The sequence below is a fragment of the Akkermansia muciniphila genome (assembly GCF_018709685.1).
Classification (GTDB): domain Bacteria; phylum Verrucomicrobiota; class Verrucomicrobiia; order Verrucomicrobiales; family Akkermansiaceae; genus Akkermansia; species Akkermansia muciniphila_E.
On the sequence record NZ_JABDHQ010000004.1, the window covers coordinates 65,081 to 88,604 of the forward strand.

Annotated in this window: 13 protein-coding genes and 1 tRNA gene; 9 read left to right on the plus strand and 5 right to left on the minus strand. The window is 59.7% G+C overall.

Going from position 1 to position 23,524, the window contains the following annotated elements; all coding sequences use genetic code 11:
* Positions 1 to 125: 125 nt before the first annotated feature.
* The 4 genes from HHJ06_RS03950 to thiM are packed head-to-tail and all read left to right on the plus strand — an operon-like array spanning position 126 to position 3,878.
* Complete coding sequence (locus tag HHJ06_RS03950; RefSeq protein WP_215427794.1) at positions 126 to 1,412, plus strand: O-acetylhomoserine aminocarboxypropyltransferase/cysteine synthase family protein; 1,287 nt, start codon at positions 126 to 128, stop codon at positions 1,410 to 1,412.
* A gap of 37 nt (positions 1,413 to 1,449) precedes the next feature.
* Positions 1,450 to 2,379 (plus strand): cysteine synthase A, encoded by a 930-nt coding sequence (cysK, locus tag HHJ06_RS03955; protein WP_215427796.1) that lies wholly within the window; start codon positions 1,450 to 1,452, stop codon positions 2,377 to 2,379.
* Positions 2,380 to 2,398: 19 nt separating this feature from the next.
* Positions 2,399 to 3,013, plus strand: coding sequence for a thiamine phosphate synthase (gene thiE / locus HHJ06_RS03960; protein ID WP_215427798.1), 615 nt, complete (start codon positions 2,399 to 2,401; stop codon positions 3,011 to 3,013).
* Between the two features lie 49 nt (positions 3,014 to 3,062).
* Positions 3,063 to 3,878 carry a hydroxyethylthiazole kinase gene (thiM, locus tag HHJ06_RS03965; protein WP_215427800.1) on the plus strand — a complete coding sequence of 272 codons (816 nt, stop codon included), beginning with the start codon at positions 3,063 to 3,065 and terminating at the stop codon, positions 3,876 to 3,878.
* Between the two features lie 88 nt (positions 3,879 to 3,966).
* On the opposite strand, the gene HHJ06_RS03970 is transcribed toward thiM, so the two are convergent.
* From HHJ06_RS03970 to HHJ06_RS03980, 3 genes are all read right to left on the minus strand, one after another.
* Complete coding sequence (locus HHJ06_RS03970) at positions 3,967 to 7,467, minus strand: S6 family peptidase (RefSeq protein WP_215427802.1); 3,501 nt, start codon at positions 7,465 to 7,467, stop codon at positions 3,967 to 3,969.
* A gap of 167 nt (positions 7,468 to 7,634) precedes the next feature.
* Positions 7,635 to 12,194, minus strand: coding sequence for a S6 family peptidase (locus tag HHJ06_RS03975; RefSeq protein ID WP_215427804.1), 4,560 nt, complete (start codon positions 12,192 to 12,194; stop codon positions 7,635 to 7,637).
* Positions 12,195 to 12,320: 126 nt separating this feature from the next.
* Positions 12,321 to 16,820 (minus strand): S6 family peptidase, encoded by a 4,500-nt coding sequence (locus HHJ06_RS03980; protein WP_215427806.1) that lies wholly within the window; start codon positions 16,818 to 16,820, stop codon positions 12,321 to 12,323.
* Between the two features lie 456 nt (positions 16,821 to 17,276).
* Here HHJ06_RS03980 and HHJ06_RS03985 point away from each other — a divergent pair, with 456 nt between their 5' ends.
* Together HHJ06_RS03985 and HHJ06_RS03990 are read left to right on the plus strand one after the other, a co-directional pair.
* Complete coding sequence (locus tag HHJ06_RS03985) at positions 17,277 to 17,741, plus strand: Panacea domain-containing protein (RefSeq protein ID WP_215427808.1); 465 nt, start codon at positions 17,277 to 17,279, stop codon at positions 17,739 to 17,741.
* Positions 17,742 to 17,879: 138 nt separating this feature from the next.
* A tRNA-Gln gene (locus HHJ06_RS03990) sits at positions 17,880 to 17,954 on the plus strand.
* A gap of 81 nt (positions 17,955 to 18,035) precedes the next feature.
* On the opposite strand, the gene HHJ06_RS03995 is transcribed toward HHJ06_RS03990, so the two are convergent.
* Complete coding sequence (locus tag HHJ06_RS03995; RefSeq protein ID WP_215427810.1) at positions 18,036 to 18,812, minus strand: hypothetical protein; 777 nt, start codon at positions 18,810 to 18,812, stop codon at positions 18,036 to 18,038.
* A gap of 169 nt (positions 18,813 to 18,981) precedes the next feature.
* Here HHJ06_RS03995 and HHJ06_RS04000 point away from each other — a divergent pair, with 169 nt between their 5' ends.
* From HHJ06_RS04000 to meaB, 3 genes are read left to right on the plus strand one after another with little or no spacing between them, the layout of a single operon-like run.
* Complete coding sequence (locus HHJ06_RS04000; RefSeq protein WP_215427812.1) at positions 18,982 to 20,460, plus strand: beta-N-acetylhexosaminidase; 1,479 nt, start codon at positions 18,982 to 18,984, stop codon at positions 20,458 to 20,460.
* Positions 20,461 to 20,482: 22 nt separating this feature from the next.
* Positions 20,483 to 22,006, plus strand: a complete 1,524-nt coding sequence (locus HHJ06_RS04005; RefSeq protein ID WP_251841405.1) for a beta-N-acetylhexosaminidase — start codon at positions 20,483 to 20,485, stop codon at positions 22,004 to 22,006.
* Between the two features lie 16 nt (positions 22,007 to 22,022).
* Positions 22,023 to 23,042, plus strand: coding sequence for a methylmalonyl Co-A mutase-associated GTPase MeaB (gene meaB / locus HHJ06_RS04010; protein WP_215427814.1), 1,020 nt, complete (start codon positions 22,023 to 22,025; stop codon positions 23,040 to 23,042).
* On the opposite strand, the gene HHJ06_RS04015 is transcribed toward meaB, so the two are convergent.
* Complete coding sequence (locus tag HHJ06_RS04015; protein ID WP_215427816.1) at positions 23,017 to 23,493, minus strand: NUDIX domain-containing protein; 477 nt, start codon at positions 23,491 to 23,493, stop codon at positions 23,017 to 23,019. The two genes, meaB and HHJ06_RS04015, sit on opposite strands and share 26 nt — an antisense overlap.
* Between the last annotated feature and the right edge of the window lie 31 nt (positions 23,494 to 23,524).

Consider the following 23,524-nt stretch of genomic DNA (forward strand, 5'->3'; position numbering starts at 1 on the left):
GGGCCGGAACGCTTTTTCAACTCACCCGGTTTCAGCCGCATGTCCCACTTTCCCTACCCGGCGCTTGACATCTTCCCTTCCTTTAACTATCTATTCCCTACTTTCCCGATAGGAATATAGAAAATATGAATAAGAATTATCGTTTTGAAACGCGCCAAATCCACGTGGGCCAGGAAAATCCGGACCCGGCCACGGATGCCCGTGCCGTGCCTATTTACGCCACCGCTTCCTATGTCTTCAAGGATTCCGAACAGGCGGCAGCCCGTTTTGCCCTGGCGGAACCGGGAAACATCTACAACCGCCTGATGAACCCCACGGCAGACGTGCTTGAAAAGCGCATCGCCGCCCTGGAAGGGGGCATAGGCGCGCTGGCCGTAGCCACCGGAGCGGCCGCCGTCACTTACGCCGTCCAGAACATCGCGCGCGCCGGGGACCACATCGTTTCCGCCGCCAACGTGTACGGAGGCACCTACAACCTGTTTGCCCATACGCTTGCCGAATCCGGCATTGAAACCACCTTCGTGGACGGCAGCGACCCGGACAACTTTGCCAGGGCCATCCGGGAAAACACCAAGCTCCTGTATGTGGAGAGCCTAGACAACCCGAATTCCAACGTCGCGGACATTGAGGCTCTGGCGGAAGTGGCGCACGCCCACGGAATCCCGCTCCTTGTGGACAACACCTTCGCCTCCCCCTTCCTGTTCCGCCCGCTGGAACACGGCGCGGACGTGGTGGTGCATTCCGCCACCAAATTCATCGGCGGCCATGGTACGGCCATGGGCGGCGTGATTGTGGACGGCGGCAAGTTCGACTGGACGCAGAACGATAAATTCCCGGGCATCACCCAGCCCAACCCGAACTGCCACGGCGCCGTGCTGGCGGACATCTGCGGCCCTGCGGCCTACATCACGAAAATCCGCATCACCCTGCTGCGGGATACGGGAGCCACCATCAGCCCGTTCAACTCCTTCCTGCTGCTCCAGGGACTGGAAACCCTCTCCCTGCGAGTGGAACGCCATGTACAGAACGCCCTGCGCGTGGTGGATTACCTGGCCGCGCATCCCCAGGTGGAGAAAGTGAACCACCCCTCCCTCCCGGACCATCCAAACCACGAACTTTACCGGAAATACTACCCGAACGGCGGCGGCTCCATCTTCACCGTGGAAATCAAGGGCGGCGCGGAAAAAGCTCGCCAGTTCTGCGAAAGCCTGGAATTATTTTCCCTGCTCGCGAACGTGGCGGACGTGAAGTCCCTGGTGATCCATCCGGCCTCCACCACCCACTCCCAGATGACGGAAGAGGAGCTTAGGGGAGCCGGCATCACGCCCTCCACGGTGCGGCTTTCCATCGGCACGGAACATATTGACGACATCCTTGAGGATCTGGAACACGGGTTCCGCTCCATTCTCTAACACTTTAACGGCAACAACGCTCTTATTTTTAAAAGTCATGAAAATTTACGGCAACATTACGGAACTGATCGGCGGCACTCCGCTGCTTGAACTGGTCAATTACGAACGCAAAAACGGCCTGAACGCCACTATTCTGGCCAAGCTGGAATACTTCAATCCCGCCGGCAGCGTGAAAGACCGCATTGCCCGGGCCATGATTGACGCCGCGGAAGCTTCCGGAGCCCTGAAGCCGGATTCCGTCATCATTGAGCCCACCAGCGGGAACACGGGCATCGGCCTGGCGGCGGTAGCCGCCTCCCGCGGGTACCGCATCATCCTGACCATGCCGGAAACGATGAGCGTGGAACGCCGCAACCTGCTGAAGGCCTATGGCGCGGAACTGGTGCTGACGGACGGCGCGCTGGGCATGAAAGGCGCCATCGCCAAGGCGGAGGAACTGGCCGCAGAACTGCCCGGCAGCTTCATCCCCGGCCAGTTTGTCAACCCGGCCAACCCGGAAGTCCATTTCCGCACCACCGGACCGGAAATCTGGAACGACACGGACGGCAAGGTGGACATCTTCGTGGCGGGCATCGGCACCGGAGGCACAATCACGGGCGTGGGCAAGTACCTCAAATCCCGCAATCCGGAAATCCGGATCGTGGCCGTGGAGCCGTCCGCTTCCCCCGTGCTGACCCAGGGAACCGCCGGCCCCCACAAAATCCAGGGCATCGGCGCGGGCTTCGTGCCGGATACGCTGGACACCTCCGTGTATGATGAAGTCATCACCGTCACGAATGAAGACGCCTTTGCCACCGGCAAGGAGCTGGCGCGCACGGACGGCGTGCTGACGGGCATTTCCTCCGGAGCGGCGCTCTGGGCCGCCACGAAGCTGGCGGAACGCCCGGAAAACGCGGGCAAGACCATTGTGGTCCTGCTGCCGGACACGGGGGACCGTTACCTCTCCACCCCCCTGTTCACAGACTGATCCCTCCCATTCCGTTACCATGAAAGAATTCAACCTCCATCTCTACCTGGTCACTGATGAAGCGGCCAAATGCCGCCACAGCCTTCTGGAAACCGTCCAAAGGGCGGTGGACGGCGGCGTCACCATTGTGCAATACCGCTCCACCAATCCGGACGCGGGCACCTGCTACCGGGAAGCCCTGCCCATCCGGGACTTCCTGGCGTCCCGCGGCGTTCCCTTCATCGTCAACAACCGCGTTGACCTGGCGCTGGCGCTGGACGCGGACGGCGTCCACATCGGCCAGCGGGACCTGCCGGTGCCGTCCGTCCGGGCCATGATCGGCCCGGACAGGATTCTGGGGCTCTCCGTCTCCAACGCGGACCAGCTCCGCGCGGTGGACGCCTCCCTGGTGGACTACCTGGGCATGGGGCCCGTATTCCCCACCATCTCCAAGCTGAACGCCCCGCCCGTACTGGGCGTGGATGGCTTCGCCGCGCTGGCGTCACAGTCTCCCCTGCCCGTCGTAGCCATCGGCGGACTGGATGCGGAACGCGCCCGGCAGGTGCGCGCCACGGGAACCGCCGCGGGAATTGCCGTGGTCTCCGCCATTTGCGGAGTGGAAGACCCGGAAGCCGCCGCACGGACGCTGGCCTGATTGGCGCACTTCCGGAAATACGGAAACAACAAGCACTCCTTCCAGCTCCATGCCTTCATCAACCGATCTTGTCAGCGCCGTCTCCTCCGATCTGGAAAAGATCAGGGAAACGGCCCCGCTGGTCCTCTCTCTGACCAACTCCGTGGTACAGCCCCTGACCGCCAACCTGCTGCTGGCCGCGGGAGCCGTTCCCGCCATGCTTAATGACGCGGAGGAAACGGTGGAAATGCTCCGTGGCGGAACTGCCGCCCTGCTGGTCAACCTGGGCACCGTCACGCGCGGACAAGGCGCCGTCATGCAGACGGCGGTGCAGGAAGCCAACCGGCTGAACATCCCCTGGGTCCTGGACCCGGTGGCCGTGGGCGCTCTCTCCCTGCGCACGCGCCTGGCAGAGCAATTGAAAGAACAGACTCCCCGCATCATCCGCGGGAACGCCTCTGAAATCATGGCCCTGGCCGGCTATTCCGCCGTCACGAAAGGGCCGGAAAGCACCAGCTCCAGCGCGGACGCCCTGCAAGCGGCCAGAGAACTGGCCCTGCACACGGGGGCGGCTGTCCTCGTCACGGGCCGCACGGACTATTCCACGGACGGCCGCCAGGTCATTGCCACGGAAAACGGCCATGCCATGATGTCCCGCGTCACGGGCGTGGGCTGTTCCATGGGGGCGCTGGCCGCCGCCTGCGCCGCCGTCTCCCCCTCCCCGCTTCAGGCGGCCGTATCCACCGCCGTATTAATGGGCATAGCGGGGGAAATGGCCTTTGAACAAAGCCCCGTTCCGGGGTCTTTTGCCGTCTCCCTGCTGGACAGCCTGTACACCCTTTCTCCGGAAGAAATTGCCCGGAGAGCGCGCATCCTGTCTCTTTAACCCCTTACGCCTTCTTCCCATAACCGGGAGGAACAGCAACGCGCCGCACTCCTTCCGGAATGCGGCGCGCTGAATTCACAGGCCCTTTTTATTCATTCCGCGGAGCGGGACGGCGCAGGAACACCATTCCCAGCGCCGCCATCAACAGCATGCAGGAGGAAGGTTCCGGGACGGGAACAGGCGCCGTTGCCGTTAACGCCGCTGTCATTGAAGCTTCCGGCACCGCATTCGGCGTCCATACCATGCTCATATCCTTGGAATCCTCACTCTTCTGGAGGCTCCACTGCCCGTAAGAGGCGTAATCCCCCGCCGCGGACGTATCCAGTGTGAAATTGCCCGTCAGCGTTGCGTCCGCCCCGCCCTCAATGAAGTTCAGAATGCGGGAAGTCCCCCAGAAATCAGAGGAATAGTCGATGGACACCCCCGCCAGCTTCAACATGGCCCCTGCGTCAATCTGGAAAACTCCGGACTGGAGCATCAGGCTGTTGCATGCCAGCTCATTCCCGGCGGAACCGCCCATGGAAAACGTCAGTTCAAAGATAGCTCCGGATTCCAGCGTCACATTGCCGGACAGGGTGGCGGAACCTGAGAGGATGCCTCCATCCTTCACCAGAATATTATTCCCCAGGCTGACTGGGGCGGCATCCGTACCCAGGCCGCCCAGAAGAAGGCAGCCGCCGGAATTGACCGTAGCCAGTCCCGTCCCGAGAGCCTGGCTGGAGGCCGCTGCCAGCGTTCCCCCATTGACGGACGTTCCTCCGGAATAGGTATTCTTTCCGGATAAAACCATGATCCCCTCTCCCGTCTTGGCAACAGAACCTTTTGCCCCGGAGTTATTGACGATGTTGGAGGATACCTTCAAATCCGCTTCCGCCGTGCCGCGCTCCACCGCAAAGACCGTGGGGGCGCCTCCCCTCAGCTTCACATTCACCGTCCTGACTTCCGAAGCCCTGTCCGCCGCCTTCACCTGAAAAACGGTGTCCGTCCAGACGTCCATGCTCCCCTTCGCCACGCCATCCACCGTTCCTCCCGCCAGAGTAACCGTCATCTTCCTGAATGCCTGGTTCCTCGTATCATTCACGAACAGGGTTCCACCGTTGATTTCCACCTTGCTGACGCAGGTTTCATTTCCTGAATTGCCGAGACTGTCGATCCCCCGGAGGAAGACCGTTCCGCCCCGGTTGATGGCCAACTCCCCGCGGATGATGCCTTTCTCCCCTCCTGAAACAAGCATCAGCGTTCCTTCATTAACCGTAGTTCCTCCCGTGTAAGTCTGGTATTTCTGCATGGTGAGCATGCCGGAACCGTTTTTCACGAGAGCCCCCGTACCGGATATCTCCAAATTGAGGAGAGATGAACCGGGAAGGTTGAACGCAAGAATTCCATTGTTGACTATCGGCCCGGCCCCCAGAGAACCGCCCTTTTCCCCATCCCCCACGGCGAGCGTCCCCGCATCAATGACGGTTCCTCCGGAATAGGAATTGGCCCCGGTCAGCACCAGCGTTCCCTCCCCGGTTTTCACGAGGGAGCCGACGCCTGAAATCACGCCGGATTCCGTTGCGGAACCGGAATCCACCTCCGCCCTCATGACGGCTCCGGAGCCGGATAAAACCACATTCCCGCTGTGACTGCCTCCGGAGAGGATGCCGTACGTCCCGCCGTCCGCCACGCGGATGGAAGAAGCCACCTCCGCATGGCCCCCCGCCGTGAATCGCGCTCCGCTCTCCACATTCACCATTCCGGTGGCAAAGCTGGCCGTCTGCCAGTCGTTCTCATCCACATAACCGCCCGCGTGCAGGGTGTGCACTCCCGCCACCTTCACTTCCCCTTCCTGCACCGTCCAGGTTCCGGAGTTGAGAATGGCTCCGGACAGGTTCCACACGGAACCTTCTCCCGCGCCGGGAGCATACACCACATTCAGCAATCCGTTCTTCAGGGAGCCTCCATCCAAAAAAGACCCCAGGTAATTCTGTTCTCCGGAGCCGGTGAATGTAAACGCCACGGCAGTATTGGCGCGGAAATTGCCGAAGCAGGCTCCGGAATCCAGATGCGTGATGGCGGACAGGGACAGGTTGTGCCCGTACTGGTCTACCACGCCGCCCCGGTGGCCGAAAATGAACTCCCCGGACAACTGGTTTTCTCCCGCCAGGCGCACCGTCACTCCGCCGCCGTTCAATTTTACGTTATGCGCGGCGTAGCCGTCACGATCCAGAACCACAAGGCCGCTTCCCCCCACGTTGATGTCCGCTGCGTTGTTCCCGTGGCCGCTGACCACCAGGGTTCCCTCCCCGATCTTCCTCCACTCGTCCCCGGAGGTTCCGGTCAGCAACGTGGTGACCGTGGCGCCTTTGTTCACGACGAAGCCCGCCGTATTCAGGCGACGGGAAGAATCGCCCCCGTCGTTCAGCACGTAATCACGGTTGAAGGTTAAAGAACCCGCCCCAGTATCCACAGAGCCCTGGAGCACGATCGTGCCTCCGGAACCGTCAAAAATCAGGTTGGAACACGCGCCTATCTGCGCGTCCGTGGCCCGCGTTCCCTGTGTGGAGGTATCCCCCCGCACTCCGGAAGCCAGCCCGATGTAATCTGTAGTCACGCCTTCCTGCACGAACGTTCCGTTGCCGTCCGCATCCGTCACGTTCCACAGGACGTCCCCGCTCGCCGCAACGCTGATGGTGCGGTTGAAGCTGTCCACGTAATCGCTGGCCCACTGGTTGCCGGAACGCATATAGCTGGACATACCATAACCGCCGCCGCCATGGGATTGCGTGGCGCCCACCCATTCCCATTTGCCGGAGTTCTCATTGAATATATAGCAGGGACTGCCGCTATCCCCAGGTTGCGAACCGGTAGGCAGGGGGCTGGATTCCGAAGGCTTCCTAAATTTGTACCCGAACTGGTAGGCCGGATAGGTCTTGGCATTTTCCGGGTCCGGCTCTCCCGTTCCCGGAACTCTGGTCTGGCTCTCAAAAACCACCGTCCCTCCAGTCAAGTAATTATAGGGACTTCCCACAGTTTGCTGCTTTCCCTCTCCGGTTGCAACCGTCTGTATTCCCGCTCCGGCCCGCACCGTCAGACGGCCCTTCATATTGTCCAGGTATTCCGGGTCCGTCAGGTAGGGGGCATATTCCGCCTCCGTCACGATCTTGCTCAGACGCTGCACCCGGTAATCATAGGTGTAATTCTGCTTATTTCCCCACGCATTTTTTAAAACCACGCTCCGGTAGGAATCGTAAAAAGGAGTTCCTTGTGCAGCTCCGAAGCGCTTGGTAAACGTGATGATGGCTTGGTTATCGTAATCATGGGCCACGGTAGCAATGAAGCCGGGACCGCCCACCAGAGCGGCCTCCCCAAGATGGGCGTCCGCCACTCCGTCAAAATTCATCATTTTGGGGATGGTTCCCACATAATCGCCATTCTTGTCGTAGATGGTTACGTCCCTGGCATTGACGTCGAAAACACCCCGGTTTTCCGCGAAATCACGGTAGGTCTGGAGGTCAATGGAATCAGCCATCAGGCCGCCATAAACGGGAGAGAGAAAGCAGGCCGCTCCCAACAATCCGAAGGGACAGGAATAATGTAAATTCATAACATGGATTAAATTTTAAAGGTTAATACTCTTTTATGCTTTAAAAATGTTCTTTGGAATGCATGTAAATCATCACATCAAGTCACCGCCCCCCTTTTCCTGCCTACGGACCGTTTTCACGGCCTTATTGGACGGCATCCGGAAGTGCGGCATCTTGACAGGCCCGGTTATTTACGAGGGACGGAGCGGCGAACCGCAAACGCCCCGAAGACCACGAGCATCAGCATGGCGGCGGACGGTTCCGGGACGGGAACAGGCGCCGTTGCCGTTAACGCTGCTGTCATTGAAGCTTCCGGCGCCGCATTCGGCGTCCATACCATGCTCATATTCTTGGAATCCTCACTCTTCTGGAGGCTCCACTGCCCGTAAGAGGCGTAATCCCCCGCCGCAGACATATCCAATGTGAAATTGCCCGTCAGCGCCGCATTCGCCCCGCCCTCAATGAAGTTCAGGATGCGGGAAGTCCCCCAGAAATCCGCGGAATAGTCGATGGACACTCCCGCCAGCTTCAGCATGGCTCCCGCGTCAATCTGGAAAATGCCGGACTGGAGCATCAGGCTGTTGCATGCCAGCTCATCCCCGGCGGAACCGCCCATGGAAAACGTCAGTTCAAAGATGGACCCGGATTCCATGGTCGTGTTACCGGACAGGGTGGCGGAACCGGAGAGGATGCCTCCATCCTTCACCAGAATATTGTTCCCCAGGCTGACTGGAGCGGCATCCGCACCCAGGCCGCCCAGAAGGAGGACGCCGCTGGAATTGACCGTCGTGCGTCCCGTCCCGAGAGCCTGGCTGGAAGCCGCGACCAGCGTTCCTCCGTCAATATACGTACCTCCCGAATAGGTATTTCTGCCGGAAAGAACCATGATGCCGGCTCCTTCCTTGCGGAAAGAGCCCTTCACATTGCCGGAGTTGACGATGTTGGAAGAGACATTCAAATCAGATGCCGCCGTTCCACGCTCTACCGTGAACACAGTGGGACTGGCGCTCCGCAACTGGACGTTTACGTTGTTGATTTCAGAGGCCTTGCCGGAGGCATTTACATAGACGGAGGCACTCGTCCACATATCCATGCGGCCCCCGGAAACGCCGTCCACCGTGGCTCCCGTCAGAATGAACATCGTATTCTGGAAGGTCTGGTTGACTTTGTCCCCAAAATAGAGAGTTCCTCCCGTAATATCCACTTCCCGGACGGAAGCATTCCCTCCGGAGTAACCAAAGCTGTCTCCCCCTTTCAGCGTCACCTGCGCTCCCTCCCGAATAGCCAGGGTGCCGCGGATGATGCCATTGGCGCCCCCGGCGCCCAGGACCAGCGTTCCTTCATTAACCGTAGTTCCCCCCGTATAGGAGAGGCGCTTCTGGATGGTGAGCGTGCCGGAACCGTTTTTCACGAGAGCTCCGCTGCCGGATACATTGATGTTCACGGCAAAGGCATCAGAACGGTTGAAGACAAGGACGCCGTTGTTGACCACGGCCCCGGTCCCCAGGGAACCGCTGGTACCGCCGTCCCCCACGGTGAGCGTTCCCGCGGCAATCGTAGTAGTGCCCGTATAGGAGTTGTTCCCCGTCAGCACCAGATTGCCGCTTCCATTCTGGATCAACGCCCCCGTTCCGGAAATGGCGTTTTCCGCCGTCACACGGTCCGTCCTGTTGAATGCCAGCGTGCCGTCATTGGCAACGGCTCCCGTTCCCAGGGCGCCGGACGTTCCTCCATTGCCAACCGTCAGGGAAGCTCCGGACAGGATGCGCGTTTCACCGGAATAAGTATTGTCCGCGGCCAGGATGACGCCGCCGAAGGACCCCGTCCCCTGCGCATCCACCGTCAGAGAATGATTGCCTGCCAGGGAGGAGGCAACGGTCAACGTGCCGTTGCCGCCGAATAAATATCCCTGCGTTCCGGCCGTTACCGAGCCGGACAGGACAGCCTCCCCGTCCGCTCCGATGTAAACGGAATTTAATCCCATGCCGCCCAGGTCCAGGTTCTCCGCATGATTTCCCGTCAGCAGAAGCACGCCACTGGAAGCGCGGGATACATGCGCCAGCGCCGCGTCCGCTTCCGTTCCCAAAATGAAGGACGTTCCGTATTTGACCAGGAGATTTCCGGTTTCAGTCCCGAAGGAACGTATATCCGTATAAGCAAGGCGGACTCCCCCATTCAGTTCAATGGCTCCGGAGAAGGCGGCTCCCCCTTCCGCATCACTGTTATGCGCGTTGGCGAGCACCACGGTACCCGTATTGGAACCGTTGCCGATGGACAAAGTGCCGGAACCGCTGAGTTTCAAATTGACCGTCAGCGTTCCTCCGCCGCCTCCCAGGGCCCAGCCGCCGTCCGCGGTCCAGCCGGATAAAAGTTCCGTGGTTCCGTGCGTTCCCAAATTCACTTCTCCCACCGCACCGAGGGACAAGTTCCTGAATCCGTCCAGGCCTGAAATTGCCGCCCGGTCTTCCAGCAGCGCGAACGTGCCGGAGGAAGCCTGGTTCAGCTTTCCGGCAATGGAGGAAAAATCAGATCCGTCCACGGCCACGGCGCCTCCCGCATCCAGCGTCCAGACAGTTTTTCCAAGCGACCCCGCGGAAGAAGCATGCACCAGGCCGCCTTCCACGCGGGCGGTTCCGGAAAAATCATTATTCCCGTTTTTCAGAAGCAGGACACCGTCCCCGGACTTAATCAGAGAACCGCTGCCGGATATTTTTCCGGATTCTACGGCCGTGCCGCTATCCACCTCCGCCCGCATCATGGAGCCGGGACCGGACAGCGTAATATCCCCTCTGTGGCTGCCGCCGGAGAGGATGCCGTACGTCCCGCCGTTTGCCACAATGACGGAAGAAGCAACTTCCGCATGCCCTCCGGTGGTGAATCGCGCTCCGCTCTCCACATTCACCACCCCGGTGGAAAAGACGGCCGTCTGCCAGTCGTTCTCATCCACATAGCCGCCCGCGTGCAGGGTATGCACCCCGGCTACTTTCACCTCACCTCCCTGCACTGTCCACGTTCCGGAATTAATAATGGCGCCGGACAGGTTCCAGACGGCCCCTTCCCCCGTGCCGGGCGCGTACACCACATGAAGCTGGCCGTTCCGCATGGACCCGCTGTCCATGAAACCTCCAAGGTAGTCCTGCGCCCCGCTCCCCGTAAAAGTGAATGTCACGGCGGTATTGGCGCGGAAATTGCCGAAGCAGGCTCCGGAATCCAGATGCGTGATGGCGGACAGGGACAGGTTATGCCCATACAGGTCAACGGTACCCCCGCGATGGCCGAAGATGAACTCCCCGGACAACTGGTTTTCCCCCGCCAGGCGCACCAGGGCCCCTCCGCCGTTCAATTTAACGTTATGCGCCGCATAGCCGTCACGGTCCAGAACCACCAGGCCGCCTCCCCCCACGTTGATGTCCGCCACATTGTTCCCGTGGCCGCTAACCACCAGGGTTCCCTCCCCGATCTTCCGCCACTCGTCCCCGGAAGCTCCGGTCAGCAAGGTGGTGACTGTAGCTCCCTTATTGACTACAAAACCAGCCGTGTTCAGGCGCCGGGAAGAATCGCCCCCGTCGTTCAACACGTAATCACGGTTGAAGGTTAAAGAACCCGCCCCGGTATCCACAGAACCCTGAAGCACGATCGTACCTCCGGAGCCGTCAAAAATCAGGTTGGAACACGCGCCTATCTGCGCATCCGTAGCCCGCTTCCCCTGCGTGGAGGTATCCCCCCGCACTCCGGAAGCCAGCCCGATATAATCCGTAGTGATGTCTCCCTGCACAAAGGTACCGTTGCCATTGGCATCCGTCACGTTCCAGAGCACATCCCCGCTCGTCGCAACGCTGATGGTGCGGTTGAAGCTGTCCACGTAATCGCTGGCCCACTGGTTGCCGGAACGCATCTGGCTGTACGTGCCGTAACCGCCGCCGCCATGGGACTGCGTGGCGCCCACCCATTCCCATTGACCGGAATTTTCATTGAATACATAGCAGGGACTGCCGCTGTCCCCGGACTGAGAGCCGGACGGCAGGGGGCTGGATTCCGAAGGTTTCCCGAAATTGTACCCGAACCGGTAGGCCGGGTAAGTCTTGGCATTCTCCGGGTCCGGTTCTCCCGTTCCCGGAACGCTGGCCTGGTTCTCAAAAACTACCGTTCCTCCGGTCAGGTAGCTATAGGCGCCCCCTACTATCTCCTGCCTTCCCTCCCCGGTGGCAACCGCCTGCATTCCCGCTCCGGCCCGCACCGCCAGGCGTCCCTTCATATTGTCCAGGTATTCCGGGTCCGTCAGGTAGGGGGCGTATTCCGCCTCCGTCACGATCTTGCTCAGACGCTGCACCCGGTAGTCATACGTGGAATCCTTCTGGTCCCCCCACCCATTCTTCAGCACTACGCTCCGGTATTCGTCATAAAACGGCGTCCCCTGCGTAGCGCCGAAGCGTTTGGTGAACGTGATGGTCTGGTTGTCATAATCATGCGCCACGGTGGCAATGAAGCCGGGACCGCCCACCAGCGCCGCTTCTCCATGATGAGCGTCCGCCACTCCGTCAAAATTCATCATTTTGGAGATGGTTCCCACATAATCGCCATTCTTGTCGTAAATGGTTACGTTCCTGGCATTGACGTCGAAAATGCCCCGGTTTTCCGCGAAATCACGGTAGGTCTGGAGATCAATGGAATCAGCCATGAGGCCGCCATAGGAGGGAGTAAGGAGGCAGGCCGCACCCAGCAGCCCGGAATAATAGTGGACATTCATGATGGATTTAAAGTGAAGTACGATTGGATGAGGAAACAGGAAAAGATGCCGCACTTCCCGCCCTCCGGACCGGGACCGTTTTTAAGAATATCCGGAAGGTCATCAGGAAGTGCGGCAGGCTCTTCATCAGGCACGCCGCACACGGCGGCGGAAAATACATGTTCCCAGGCCCGCCAGCACCAGCAGTGCGGAGGAGGGTTCCGGAACCGGCTCAGGAGACGGAACCGCCAGTAGTGCGGCGGTTTCCGTATGGACCACCGCGGCCTCGGCATTGGGCGTCCAGACCATGTTCACGGTCTTGGAATCCTCATCGCTCTGGAGGGTCCATGAACCATAGGAGCCGTAATTCCCGGCGCCGGACAGATCCAGCGTGAACGTTCCCGCCAGGCTGGAGTTTGCGCCGCCTTCTATCAGGTTCAGGATATGGGAGGTCCCCCAGAAGTCCGTGGAATAATCCAGGGACACCGCCGCCAGCTTCAGCTTGGCCCCCGCGTCAATCTGGAAGACTCCGGACTGGAGCATCAGGCTGTTGTACGCCAGTTCATTACCCGCGGAACCGCCCATGGACAGGGTGAACTCCAGTACGGACCCGGCATTCAGGGTAGTGTTCCCGGACAGGGTGGCGGAACCGGAAAGGATGCCGCCGCTCTTCACCAGAATATCATTTCCAAGAGAAACGGAAGCCAGGTCCGTTCCCATGCCCCCAAGCGCCAGGCGCGCGCCGGAGTTGACGGCCGCCGCGCCAGTTCCCAGAGCCTGGTTGGAAGCCGCTACCAGCGTCCCCCAGTTGACCGTGGTCCCTCCGGAATAGGTATTTCTGCCGGAAAGCACCATGATTCCAGCCCCTTTCTTGATGAAGGAACCCTTCACCCCGGAGGAGTTGACGATGTTGGAGGATACGTTCAGGTCCGTTGCCCCGGTGCCGCGTTCCACCATGAACACCGTCGGGTTGGCGTCCCGCAACTGCACGTTGACGTGCCTGATTTCCGAGGCCTTGTTCGCGGCCTTCACGTTAACCACAGCCTTCGTCCAGATATCCATGCGGCCTCCCGTGACGCCATCCACTACAGCGCCCGTCAGGTTGAACACCGTATTCTGGAACGTCTGGTTGCCATTATCTCCAAAGTACAGGGTGCCTCCAGTGATGTTCACGTTTTTCACGGAAGCGTTTCCTCCGGAGTAACCGAAGCTGTCGCCGCCTTTCAGCGTCACCTGCGCTCCCTCCCGGATGGCAAGGTCACCGCGGATCATTCCGTTGGCTCCGCCGTAGCCCAGCACAAGCATGCCTTCATTCACGGTGGTTCCTCCCGTATAGGAAAGCATCTTCTGGATGGTGAGCGTGCCGGAGCCGTTCTTCACCAGGGAGCCCGTTCCGGACATGGTCGTATTAAAGGCCACGGCGTCCGAGCGGTTGAAGGCAAGGACGCCGTTGTTGACCACGGCCCCGGTTCCCAGGGAACCGCTGGTCCCGCCGTTGCCCACAGTGAGCGTTCCCGCGGCAATCGTAGTAGTGCCCGTATAGGAGTTGTTCCCCGTCAGCACCAGTTCCCCGGAGCCTTTCTGAATCAGCGACCCCGTTCCGGAAATGGCATTCCCCGCCGTCACTTTGTCCGTCCTGTTGAACGCCAGCGCACCGTCATTGGCAACGGCTCCCGCTCCCAGGGTGCCGGCTGTCCCCCCGTTGCCAACCGTCAGGGAAGCTCCGGACAGGATGCGCGTTTCACCGGAATAGGTATTGTCCGCGGCCAGGATGACGCCGCCGGACGTTCCCATTCCCTGCGTATCCACCGTCAGGGCATGAGCCCCGCCCAGGGAAGAGGCAACGGTCAGCGTTCCACCACCGCCGAACAGGTATCCCTGCGTTCCGGCCGTTACGGAGCCGGACAGGACAGCCTGCCCGTCCGCGCCGATATAAGCGGAATTTAGCCCCATGCCCGCCATATCCAAATCCGCCGTACGGTCGCCGGACAGCAGCAGCACGCCGCCGGAAGCGTTGGACACGTGTGCCAGGGCGGCATCCGCTTCCACACCAAGGGCAAACGAGGCTCCGTATTTGACAAGCACATTCTTGTTTTCCAGGCCGAGGGAGCGCACGTCCGTATAAATGAGATGGACTCCCTCATTCAGCTCAATGGCTCCGGAGAAGGCGGCTCCCCCTTCCGAATCACTGTTATGCGCGTTGGCGAGCACCACGGTACCCGTATTGGAACCGTTGCCGATGGACAAGGTGCCGGAACCGCTGAGTTTCAAATTGACCGTCAGCGCTCCGCCGCCGCCTCCCAGGGCCCAGCCGCCGTCCGCGGTCCAGCCGGATAAAAGTTCCGTGGTTCCGTGCGTTCCCAAATTCACCTCTCCCAGCGCGCCGATGGACAAGTTCCTGAACCCGTCCAGCCCGGAAATTGACGCATGGTCTTCCAGCAGAACGAACGTGCCGGAGGACGCCTGGTCCAGCTTTCCGGCAATAGCGGAAAAACCGGTGCCCTCCACGGACATGGCTCCGGCGGCATCCAGCGTCCAGACGGCCTGCCCGAGGGCTCCGGCGGAAGAAGCGCGCACCATCCCGCCTTCTACCCTGGCAGTTCCGGAAAAACTGTTCTTTCCGTTTTTCAAAAGCAGGGTTCCTTCCCCGGTTTTCACGAGGGAACCGGCGCCTGAAATCACGCCGGATTCCGTTGCGGAACCGGAATCCACTTCAGCACGCAGCATGGATGCCGGGCCGGACAACACGACGTCCCCGCTGTGGCTCCCCCCGGCCAGCACGCCATACGTGCCCCCGTCATCCACCTGCACGGCGGAAACTACCAGGGAATGTCCGCCGGTAGTAAACCGGGCCCCGCTGTTCACCTTCACTGTTCCGGTGGCAAAGCTGGCCGTCTGCCAGTCGTTCTCATCCACATAACCGCCCGCGTGCAGGGTGTGCACTCCCGCCACCTTCACTTCCCCTCCCTGCACCGTCCAGGTTCCGGAGTTGAGGATGGCTCCGGACAGGTTCCACACGGAACCCTCTCCCGCGCCGGGAGCATACACCACATTCAGCAATCCGTTCTTCAGGGAGCCTCCATCCAGCAGGGACCCCAGGAACTTCTGTTCTCCGGAACCGGTAAAGGTGAGCGTTACGTTGGAACCGCCAAGGTAATTGGCAAAAAAGGCCCCGGAATCCAGGTGGGTGATGGCGTTCAACGTCAAGTCATGGCCGTACATGTCCACCACGCCGCCCCGGTGGCCGAAGATGAACTCCCCGGACAACTGGTTTTCTCCCGCCAGGCGCACCGTCACTCCGCCGCCGTTCAATTTTACGTTATGCGCGGCATAGCCGTCACGGTCCAGAACCACCAGGCCGCTTCCCCCCACGTTGATGTCCGCCGCGTTGTTCCCGTGGCCGCTGACCACCAGGGTTCCCTCCCCGATCTTCCTCCACTCGTCCCCGGAGGTTCCGGTCAGCAGCGTGGTGACCGTGGCTCCCTTATTGACCACAAAACCCGCCGTATTCAGGCGCCGGGAAGAATCGCCCCCGTCGCTCAGCACGTAATCACGGTTGAACGTCAGGGAACCCGCTCCGGTATCCACGGACCCCTGGAGCACGATCGTGCCGCCGGAGCCGTCAAAAATCAGGTTGGAACACGCGCCTATCTGCGCGTCCGTGGCCCGCGTTCCCTGTGTGGAGGTATCCCCCCGCACTCCGGATGCCAAACCGATGTAATCCATAGTCACGCCTCCCTGCACGAACGTTCCGTTTCCGTCTGCGTCCGTCACGTTCCAGAGCACGTCCCCGCTCGCCGCAACGCTGATGGTGCGGTTGAAGCTGTCCACGTAATCGCTGGCCCACTGGTTGCCCGAACGCATCTGGCTGAACTCTCCGTAACCGCTGCCACCCTGGGATTGGCCGGCCCCCACCCATTCCCATTTGCCGGAGTTCTCATTGAATACATAGCTGGGGCTTCCGCTGTCCCCGGCCAGGACGCCGATAGGCAACGGATTGGATTCCGAAGGCTTCTTGAAATTGTACCAGAACCGGTATGCCGGGTAAGTCTTGGCATTCTCCGGGTCCGGCTCTCCCGTTCCCGGAACGCTGGCCTGGCCCTCAAAAACCAGGGTCCCCCCGGTCAAATAGGAATAGCCTCCGCTGACCGTGTCCTGTTTGCCGTTGCCCGTGGCAATAGCCTGGGTTCCGGACCCGGCCCGCAGCACCAGCCGCCCCTGCATATTATCCAGGTATTCCGGGTCCGTTAGGTAGGGGGCGTATTCCGCCTCCGTCACGATCTTGCTCAGACGCTGCACGCGGTAATCATACGTGTAATTCGTCTGGTTTCCCCAGGCGTTCTTGATCACTACGCTGCGGTAGGCGTCATAAAACGGCGTCCCCTGCGTAGCGCCGAAGCGCTTGGTGAATGTGATGGTCTGGTTATTGTAATCATGCGATACGGTGGCAATGAAGCCGGGACCGCCCACCAGGGCGGCTTCCCCGGCATGGGCATCCGCCAACCCGTCAAAATTCATCATTTTGGGGATGGTACCCACATAATTGCCCTCCTTGTCATAGATGGCTATGTCCTTGGCATTAATGCCAAAGATGCCCCGGTTTTCCGCAAAATCGCGGTAGGTCTGAACATCAAAGGAGTCAGACATCAGGCCGCCATAGGCGGGAGTAAGGAGGCAAGCCGCCCCCAACAGGCTGGAATGATATAAATAATGCAGATGCATGGCAGAACGAGCTTGAGGTTTGAATAATTCAAATCACAAAAAACACAGGTATTCAAAATGTATTTTAAAAGCTCCTCCCGGAATTTAAAAAGGAAGCACATTCTTAAAAATTTTAATTATTCTTTATTTTGTTAGAGTTCCAAAACACTCTTTGTTTTCAACAAACAACTTTACATTCCATTTACAAGAAGATTGGGGACGCCTCTTCTTTTTGTATGACACAGAATATTTCTTCTTTTTCCTTGCTTCAAATCAACAGACCTGAAATTTCCGTCTTTTCACCCTTCCGGTTCAGTCCTTCTCCATACCGCGGAACATGAAATCCGTTTAGTATTGTGAAATACCCCCGCCCCTTTATAATTAAAGGCAACCCATTTCAATATGGCAAACCACACTACCACTCAAAAACTCTGCAACTGGTTCATTCAGCAGTCAAATGCAAAAGGACGCCTGCTCACGCCCGTCAAACTGAACCACCTGGTGATTCTGGCGGACTGGTGGCACCTGCACCGGAACGGCGGCTTCCTGATCAATGAAAGGGCGGAGGCATGGGCATCAGGCCCCGTGCTCCCCTCCATTTATCACGAATACAGGGACCAGCCGCCCTACTCCGCCATTGAACATCCCAGCCGCCGCCAGCCTCCCCTGGATGAGGAAACGGACGTCATCCCCTTCCTGGAACACATCTGGAACGTGTACGGCAAATACACGGCCCAGCAGCTTAGCCGCATCAACACCGCGCCGGACTCTCCCTGGCATCAGGCGCAGGGCAGGCACGGCGAAGCGGAACACCAGCAGATCACCAGGGAACATGTGGAAGCCTACTTCCGGACCCTGACCGACTGACCCGGTGGAAAAGGCGCACGAATCCTTTTCCTTCCGCATTATTTTTTCCGCCCAACCACACATTTGAGTGAAAAAAAACTTGCAAAGAATGGCCGCTTCCGCTTTAATTCGCCCGCACCGGAAAGGTGCCCGTTACATAGCCCTATAGTGTAATCGGTAACACAGCGGATTCTGGTTCCGTATTTTGGGGTTCGAGTCCTCATAGGGCTACCATTTTAATAAAAATCCCGTCTCCAAGGAGGCGGGATTTTTTCTTCTCCTGCCCCTGGCGGGAGCACGGTTGGAGGGCTTGTATCAGACTCCGGCAATAGTTGCAATAAACGCGCAAATGGCATCCTGTCCATCAGTTACGATGAGCCGCAGCAAGGAATCCTCCCCCGTCCCGGAGGCGGCAAGATGCACCTTAGTAGTACCCGGCAGCCCGCTGGCGGGAGTAACCGTAAATCCCGGCATGGCGCCCGTTAATAGATGCCACTCATGGTCACACTTGACCTCCAGCTCGCACTCTCCGCCTTCCGCAGGTACGTTGATCACAGACGGGGTGATGGAGCCATTGGCCTCCTTCCCGTGCTGATGCCAGGTGACTTTGCCCAGGCTGAAGTACTGCTCCGCTTCCGGCTCACAGGCATAGAGTTCAAAATTAAGCCCAATCCGTTTAATGGAGGGATTGGACTCCACATAAAAAACAAGGCGGTCCGGCTTTTCTTCAACCAGAGCGGCATGGGGAGGAATACAGGCGCCTGCGGGATCAGAGCCTTCCCGCACGAGCCTGCGGCCGGATAAGGGAATGTTGGTATCAATGGCAAATTCCACCCTGCCGCCCTCAGCCGGAATTTCCACAGTCTCTGGAGAAACGCGTTTAATCACGACGCCTGCATCATACAGTCTTTTGTCAACGACGGCTTGAACTTTACCTTCCTCCAGCTCCCCGGACGGGCCGCCCCGCCCCGGCCCGGCATTCCATCGTTCACGTTCTTCCTGTGTAATATGCTCCGTTGCATTCCCGGTGTGCCCGGTCAATTCATTCCGGGATGCCAGAAGAACTCCATTGATGATATTAACTTTACTCATGGTTTTTAAACCATGCGGCCGCACGGGAAAAAAATCATTCATTCCGGGACGTTAAAACCGCGTTCTTTTCATCGGTAATTCCCGGAAAACCGGAAATGCGGCCCGGCATGAACGGAAAGAGGCGATATTTCTTGACAGATTTTCACCCGTAATGGCGTTATATTAAACCATGACAAGGCTCTTTTCCCTATTGGCCGGAATACTTCTGGCTCCCTCCCTTGCGGCGGCTGCGGACAAATACAGCATCATCCCGGAACCCGCCAGAACCGACCTCACCCAGGGAACGGCCAAGACGCTCAAGCTCCTTTCCGACAAAGCCGCCCCCTCCCTGGGCAGGGACGCCTACCAGCTCACCGTCACCCCGCAGGGCGCGCACCTCTCTTCCGGCGGCAGGGAGGGCCGGATTTACGGACTCGTCACGCTCCAGCAGCTCCGGGACCAGCTTGCCGCACACCCGGAGGGCATCCCCTGCGGCATCATCAGGGACAAGCCCCGCTACCCGTGGCGCGGCCTGATGGTGGACCCGGCCCGCCACTTCATCCCCATGAAGGACCTGAAGAAATTCGTGGACCTGATGGCCTACTATAAATTCAACAAGCTGCACGTGCACCTGACAGACAACCAGGGCTGGCGGCTGCCCGTTCCCGGCTACCCCAAGTTGCAGAGCATTGCCTCCAAGCGGGCGGAAAGCTTTGGAGACGGCACGCCCCACGAAGGGATGTACACCAAGCAGGAGCTGAAAGACCTGGTTGCGTACTGCGCGGCGCGGGGCATTGAAGTCTTTCCTGAAATAGACGTGCCGGGACACAACCAGGCCCTGCACGCCGCCTACCCTGAATTGTTCTGCTTCCCCCAGAAAGACATGAAAGTGCGGACCATCGCCGGCAACACCAAGGAGCTGGTCTGTCCGCAAAAGCCGGAAGTCTGGAAATTCTATGCCGCCGTCTTCAAGGAGGTCAAGGACATCTTCCCGTCCAACACCGTTCATCTGGGCGGTGACGAAGCCCCCACGGAACTCTGGAAAAAATGCCCCCTGTGCCGGGAAGCCCGCGCCAAGGCAGGCCTGAAGGACGAGCAGGAACAAATGAAGGCCTTCTTTGCCAAAATGACCTCCCTTCTCGCCAAAAACGGACAGACGCCGCAATTCTGGTATGAAGGCAACGCCGGCATCTACCACCCCGGGGAAACGGTGTATGCATGGAGGGCGGACCAGGCGCGCAACGCCGTGGAAAAGACGAAACAGGCCGGGCTGAAGCTGGTCATGGCCTCCAATGAATACTGCTACCTGGACTTCCCGCAGTTGCAGGGCCAGTACAACTGGGGCTGGATGAGGACAACCACGCTGGAAAAAAGCTATGAACTTGACCCCGCCTTCGGCAAAACCGGACGGGAAGCGGACCACATCCAGGGCGTGCACGGGGCGATATGGGGGGAACACCTCCCCAGCCTGAACCACATCCTTTACCGCACTTACCCGCGCGCGATGGCCCTTGCGGAAGCGGGCTGGTCGCCGATGGAGGCCCGCTCCTGGGAAAACTTCCAGCGGAAGGTGAAGGACCACGGCGTCTTTGTCCTCAAACGCTTCAACTACGATCTGGAGCGCACGAAGGAAAACGAACCTTCCTTCCCCTGGGAAAACAAAAAGTAATTCCGCTATTTTTCCTTACCACATGAACCTTGCCATGATAAGCTATTTTTCGAAAAAGACGCCCCCGATGCTTAAACTGCTCAACATTCTGGCCTGCGCGGCGCTCTCCGTACACCTGGCAGCCGCCCGGCAGGCGGCTTACAGCGTGATTCCGGAACCCGCCGGAACCGACCTCGCCCAGGGAACGGCCAAGACGCTCAAGATCCTTTCCGACAAAGCCGCCCCCTCCCTGGGCAGGGACGCCTACCAGCTCACCGTCACCCCGCAGGGCGCGCACCTCTCTTCCGGCGGCAGGGAGGGCCGGATTTACGGACTCGTCACGCTCCAGCAGCTCCGGGACCAGCTTGCCGCACACCCGGAGGGCATCCCCTGCGGCGTCATCAGGGACAAGCCCCGCTACCCGTGGCGCGGCCTGATGGTGGACCCGGCCCGCCACTTCATTCCCATCAAGGACCTGAAGAAATTCGTGGACCTGATGGCTTACTACAAATTCAACAAGCTCCAGCTCCACCTGACGGATGACCAGGGCTGGCGCCTGCCCGTGCCCGGCTACCCCAAACTGAAAAGTATCTCCTCCAAGCGGGCGGAAAGCTTCGGCAACGGCACTCCCCACGAAGGGATGTACACCAAGCAGGAGCTGAAAGATCTGGTGGCGTACTGCGCGGCGCGCGGCATTGAAGTGATTCCCGAAATAGACATGCCGGGACACAACCAGGCGCTGGCCGCCGCGTATCCGGAATTCTTCTGCTTCCCGGACCCGGACACCAAGGTCCGCACCACGGGAGGGGTTACCCTGTACCTGGTGTGCCCCCATAAACCGGAAATCTGGAAATTCTACGCCGCCGTCTTTGACGAGCTCAAGGACATCTTCCCCTCCCCCATCGTCCACCTGGGCGGCGATGAAGCCCCTCTCGAAAAAACCTGGGAAAAATGCCCCCTCAGCGTCAAATACCGCCAGCAGAAGGGAATGAAGGACGTCCACGAGGAACTGAAGGAATTTGAAGCGAAAATGGCCTCCATGCTGGCCGCCAGGGGCAAACGCGTGCAGCTATGGTATGAAAAGCCGTGGGCGCAGGCCAACATCTACCGCAAGGGAGACACCGTCTTCACCTGGCGCATGGGCCTGACCCCCTCCACCATTACGGAAACGAAAAAGCAGGGCCTTCCCCTCATCATCGCCGCCGGGGAGCACTGCTACCTGGACTATCCGCAGATTCCCGGCCAGGACAACCGGGGCTGGATGCCCACCACCACGCTGGAACAAAGCTACAAGCTTGACCCCGCCTACGGCAGGCCGGAAAAGGAAGTGGACCACGTCATCGGCGTTCAGGCCACCATGTGGGCGGAGCAGCTCCCCACCCTGAACCACCTGCTTTACCGCACCTACCCGCGCGCCTGCGCCATTGCGGAAGCGGGCTGGTCACCGATGAACGTGCGGTCCTGGGAAAACTTCCAGCGCAAGCTGGAGGACCACCGCCAGTTCATCCTCAAACGCTTCAACTACGACATGGAGCGCACGAAGGAAAACGAACCCCCTTTCAAATAATCCGCATTCTCTATTCATGAGCAGCACTAAATTTATACGTCCGCACCGCCCCTCCGTAGAAGAACTGGCCCAGGGAGTCCTGGCCGGAAACCGCGCCCTGCTGGGGAGGGCCATCACCCTGATAGAAAGCAATGCCGCCCGGGACCAGGAAGCGTCCCGGCAGCTCATCTCCAAACTGCTGCCCCACTCCGGCAAAGCCGTCCGCATCGGCATCACGGGCGTTCCGGGCGCGGGCAAATCCTCCTTCATTGAAGCCTTCGGCACCTACCTGTGCAAAAAAGGCTTCAAGGTGGCCGTGCTGGCCATTGACCCGTCCTCTTCCGTCTCCCGTGGCTCCATCATGGGGGACAAAACCCGCATGGAGGAACTCTCCGGGGAGGAAAACGCCTTCATCCGCCCTTCCCCCTCCGGCGGCTCCCTGGGCGGCGTAGCCCGGAAGACGCGTGAAACCATGATCGCGTGCGAGGCCGCGGGCTTTGACATCATCCTCATTGAAACCGTCGGCGTCGGCCAGTCGGAAACCACGGTGCGCTCCATGGTGGACATCTTCATGCTCCTGCTCATCACCGGGGCCGGAGACGACCTGCAAGGCATCAAGCGCGGCATTATGGAGCTGGCGGACATCCTGGTGGTCACCAAGGATGACGGCGACAACCGCCAGCGGGCAGCCGCCCACTGCCAGGAACTGAAAATGGTGCTCCACTACCTGCAAAGCCCCACCCCCGGCTGGACGCCCTCCGTCCTCACCTGCTCCTCCCTGGAAGGGCGTGGACTGGATACCATTGAAGAAACGCTCTTCCGCTTCCGGGACAGCATGAAGGAATCCGGATTCTGGTACAACCGCCGCCGGAACCAGTCCCTCTCATGGGTTCAGGCCCTGGTGCATGAGGCCCTGCTCACCGCCTTTGAACAACATCCTGCCGTGGCGTCACGCATGCCCGTGCTGGAAAACATGGTGGCGGGAGACAAGATGGACCCCGTCTCCGCCGCGCACGACCTGTTGAGCCACTTCACCTATCCTGTGCCCGGACATTGAAGAAATCCGCCAGCACCCTGGCGTACACCTCCTTCTTGAACTCCGGCAGCCACTCCAGCTTGAACTCGGCGGGAGCTATCCACCTGTAAGCGCAAAATTCGCGGTGGTCCAGGCTGGGCTCCGGAGTGTCCGCATGCATCCGGCACAGGAAATACTCCTGTTCCTGTCCCACAAAAGGCTGCTGCCGCTTCTCCCGAACGTAATCCAGCACCTCCGGCGGATAATCGTAACGATACCCTCCCCGGGACTCTGCAATATCATACTGGGACGGCAGAAACCCCACCTCCTCCCGTACTTCCCGCTTTACGGCCTCCAAGGCAGTTTCCCCCGGATCAATTCCCCCCTGCGGAAACTGCCAGGCCCCTTTCTGCCTGGACCGTTCACAAACCAGCAGTTTTCCGTCCTTCCGGACCATCAACCCCGCCACATTGGGACGATACAATCTTTCCATGGCTTCTTACCTAGCACAACTTCCCCGGCAT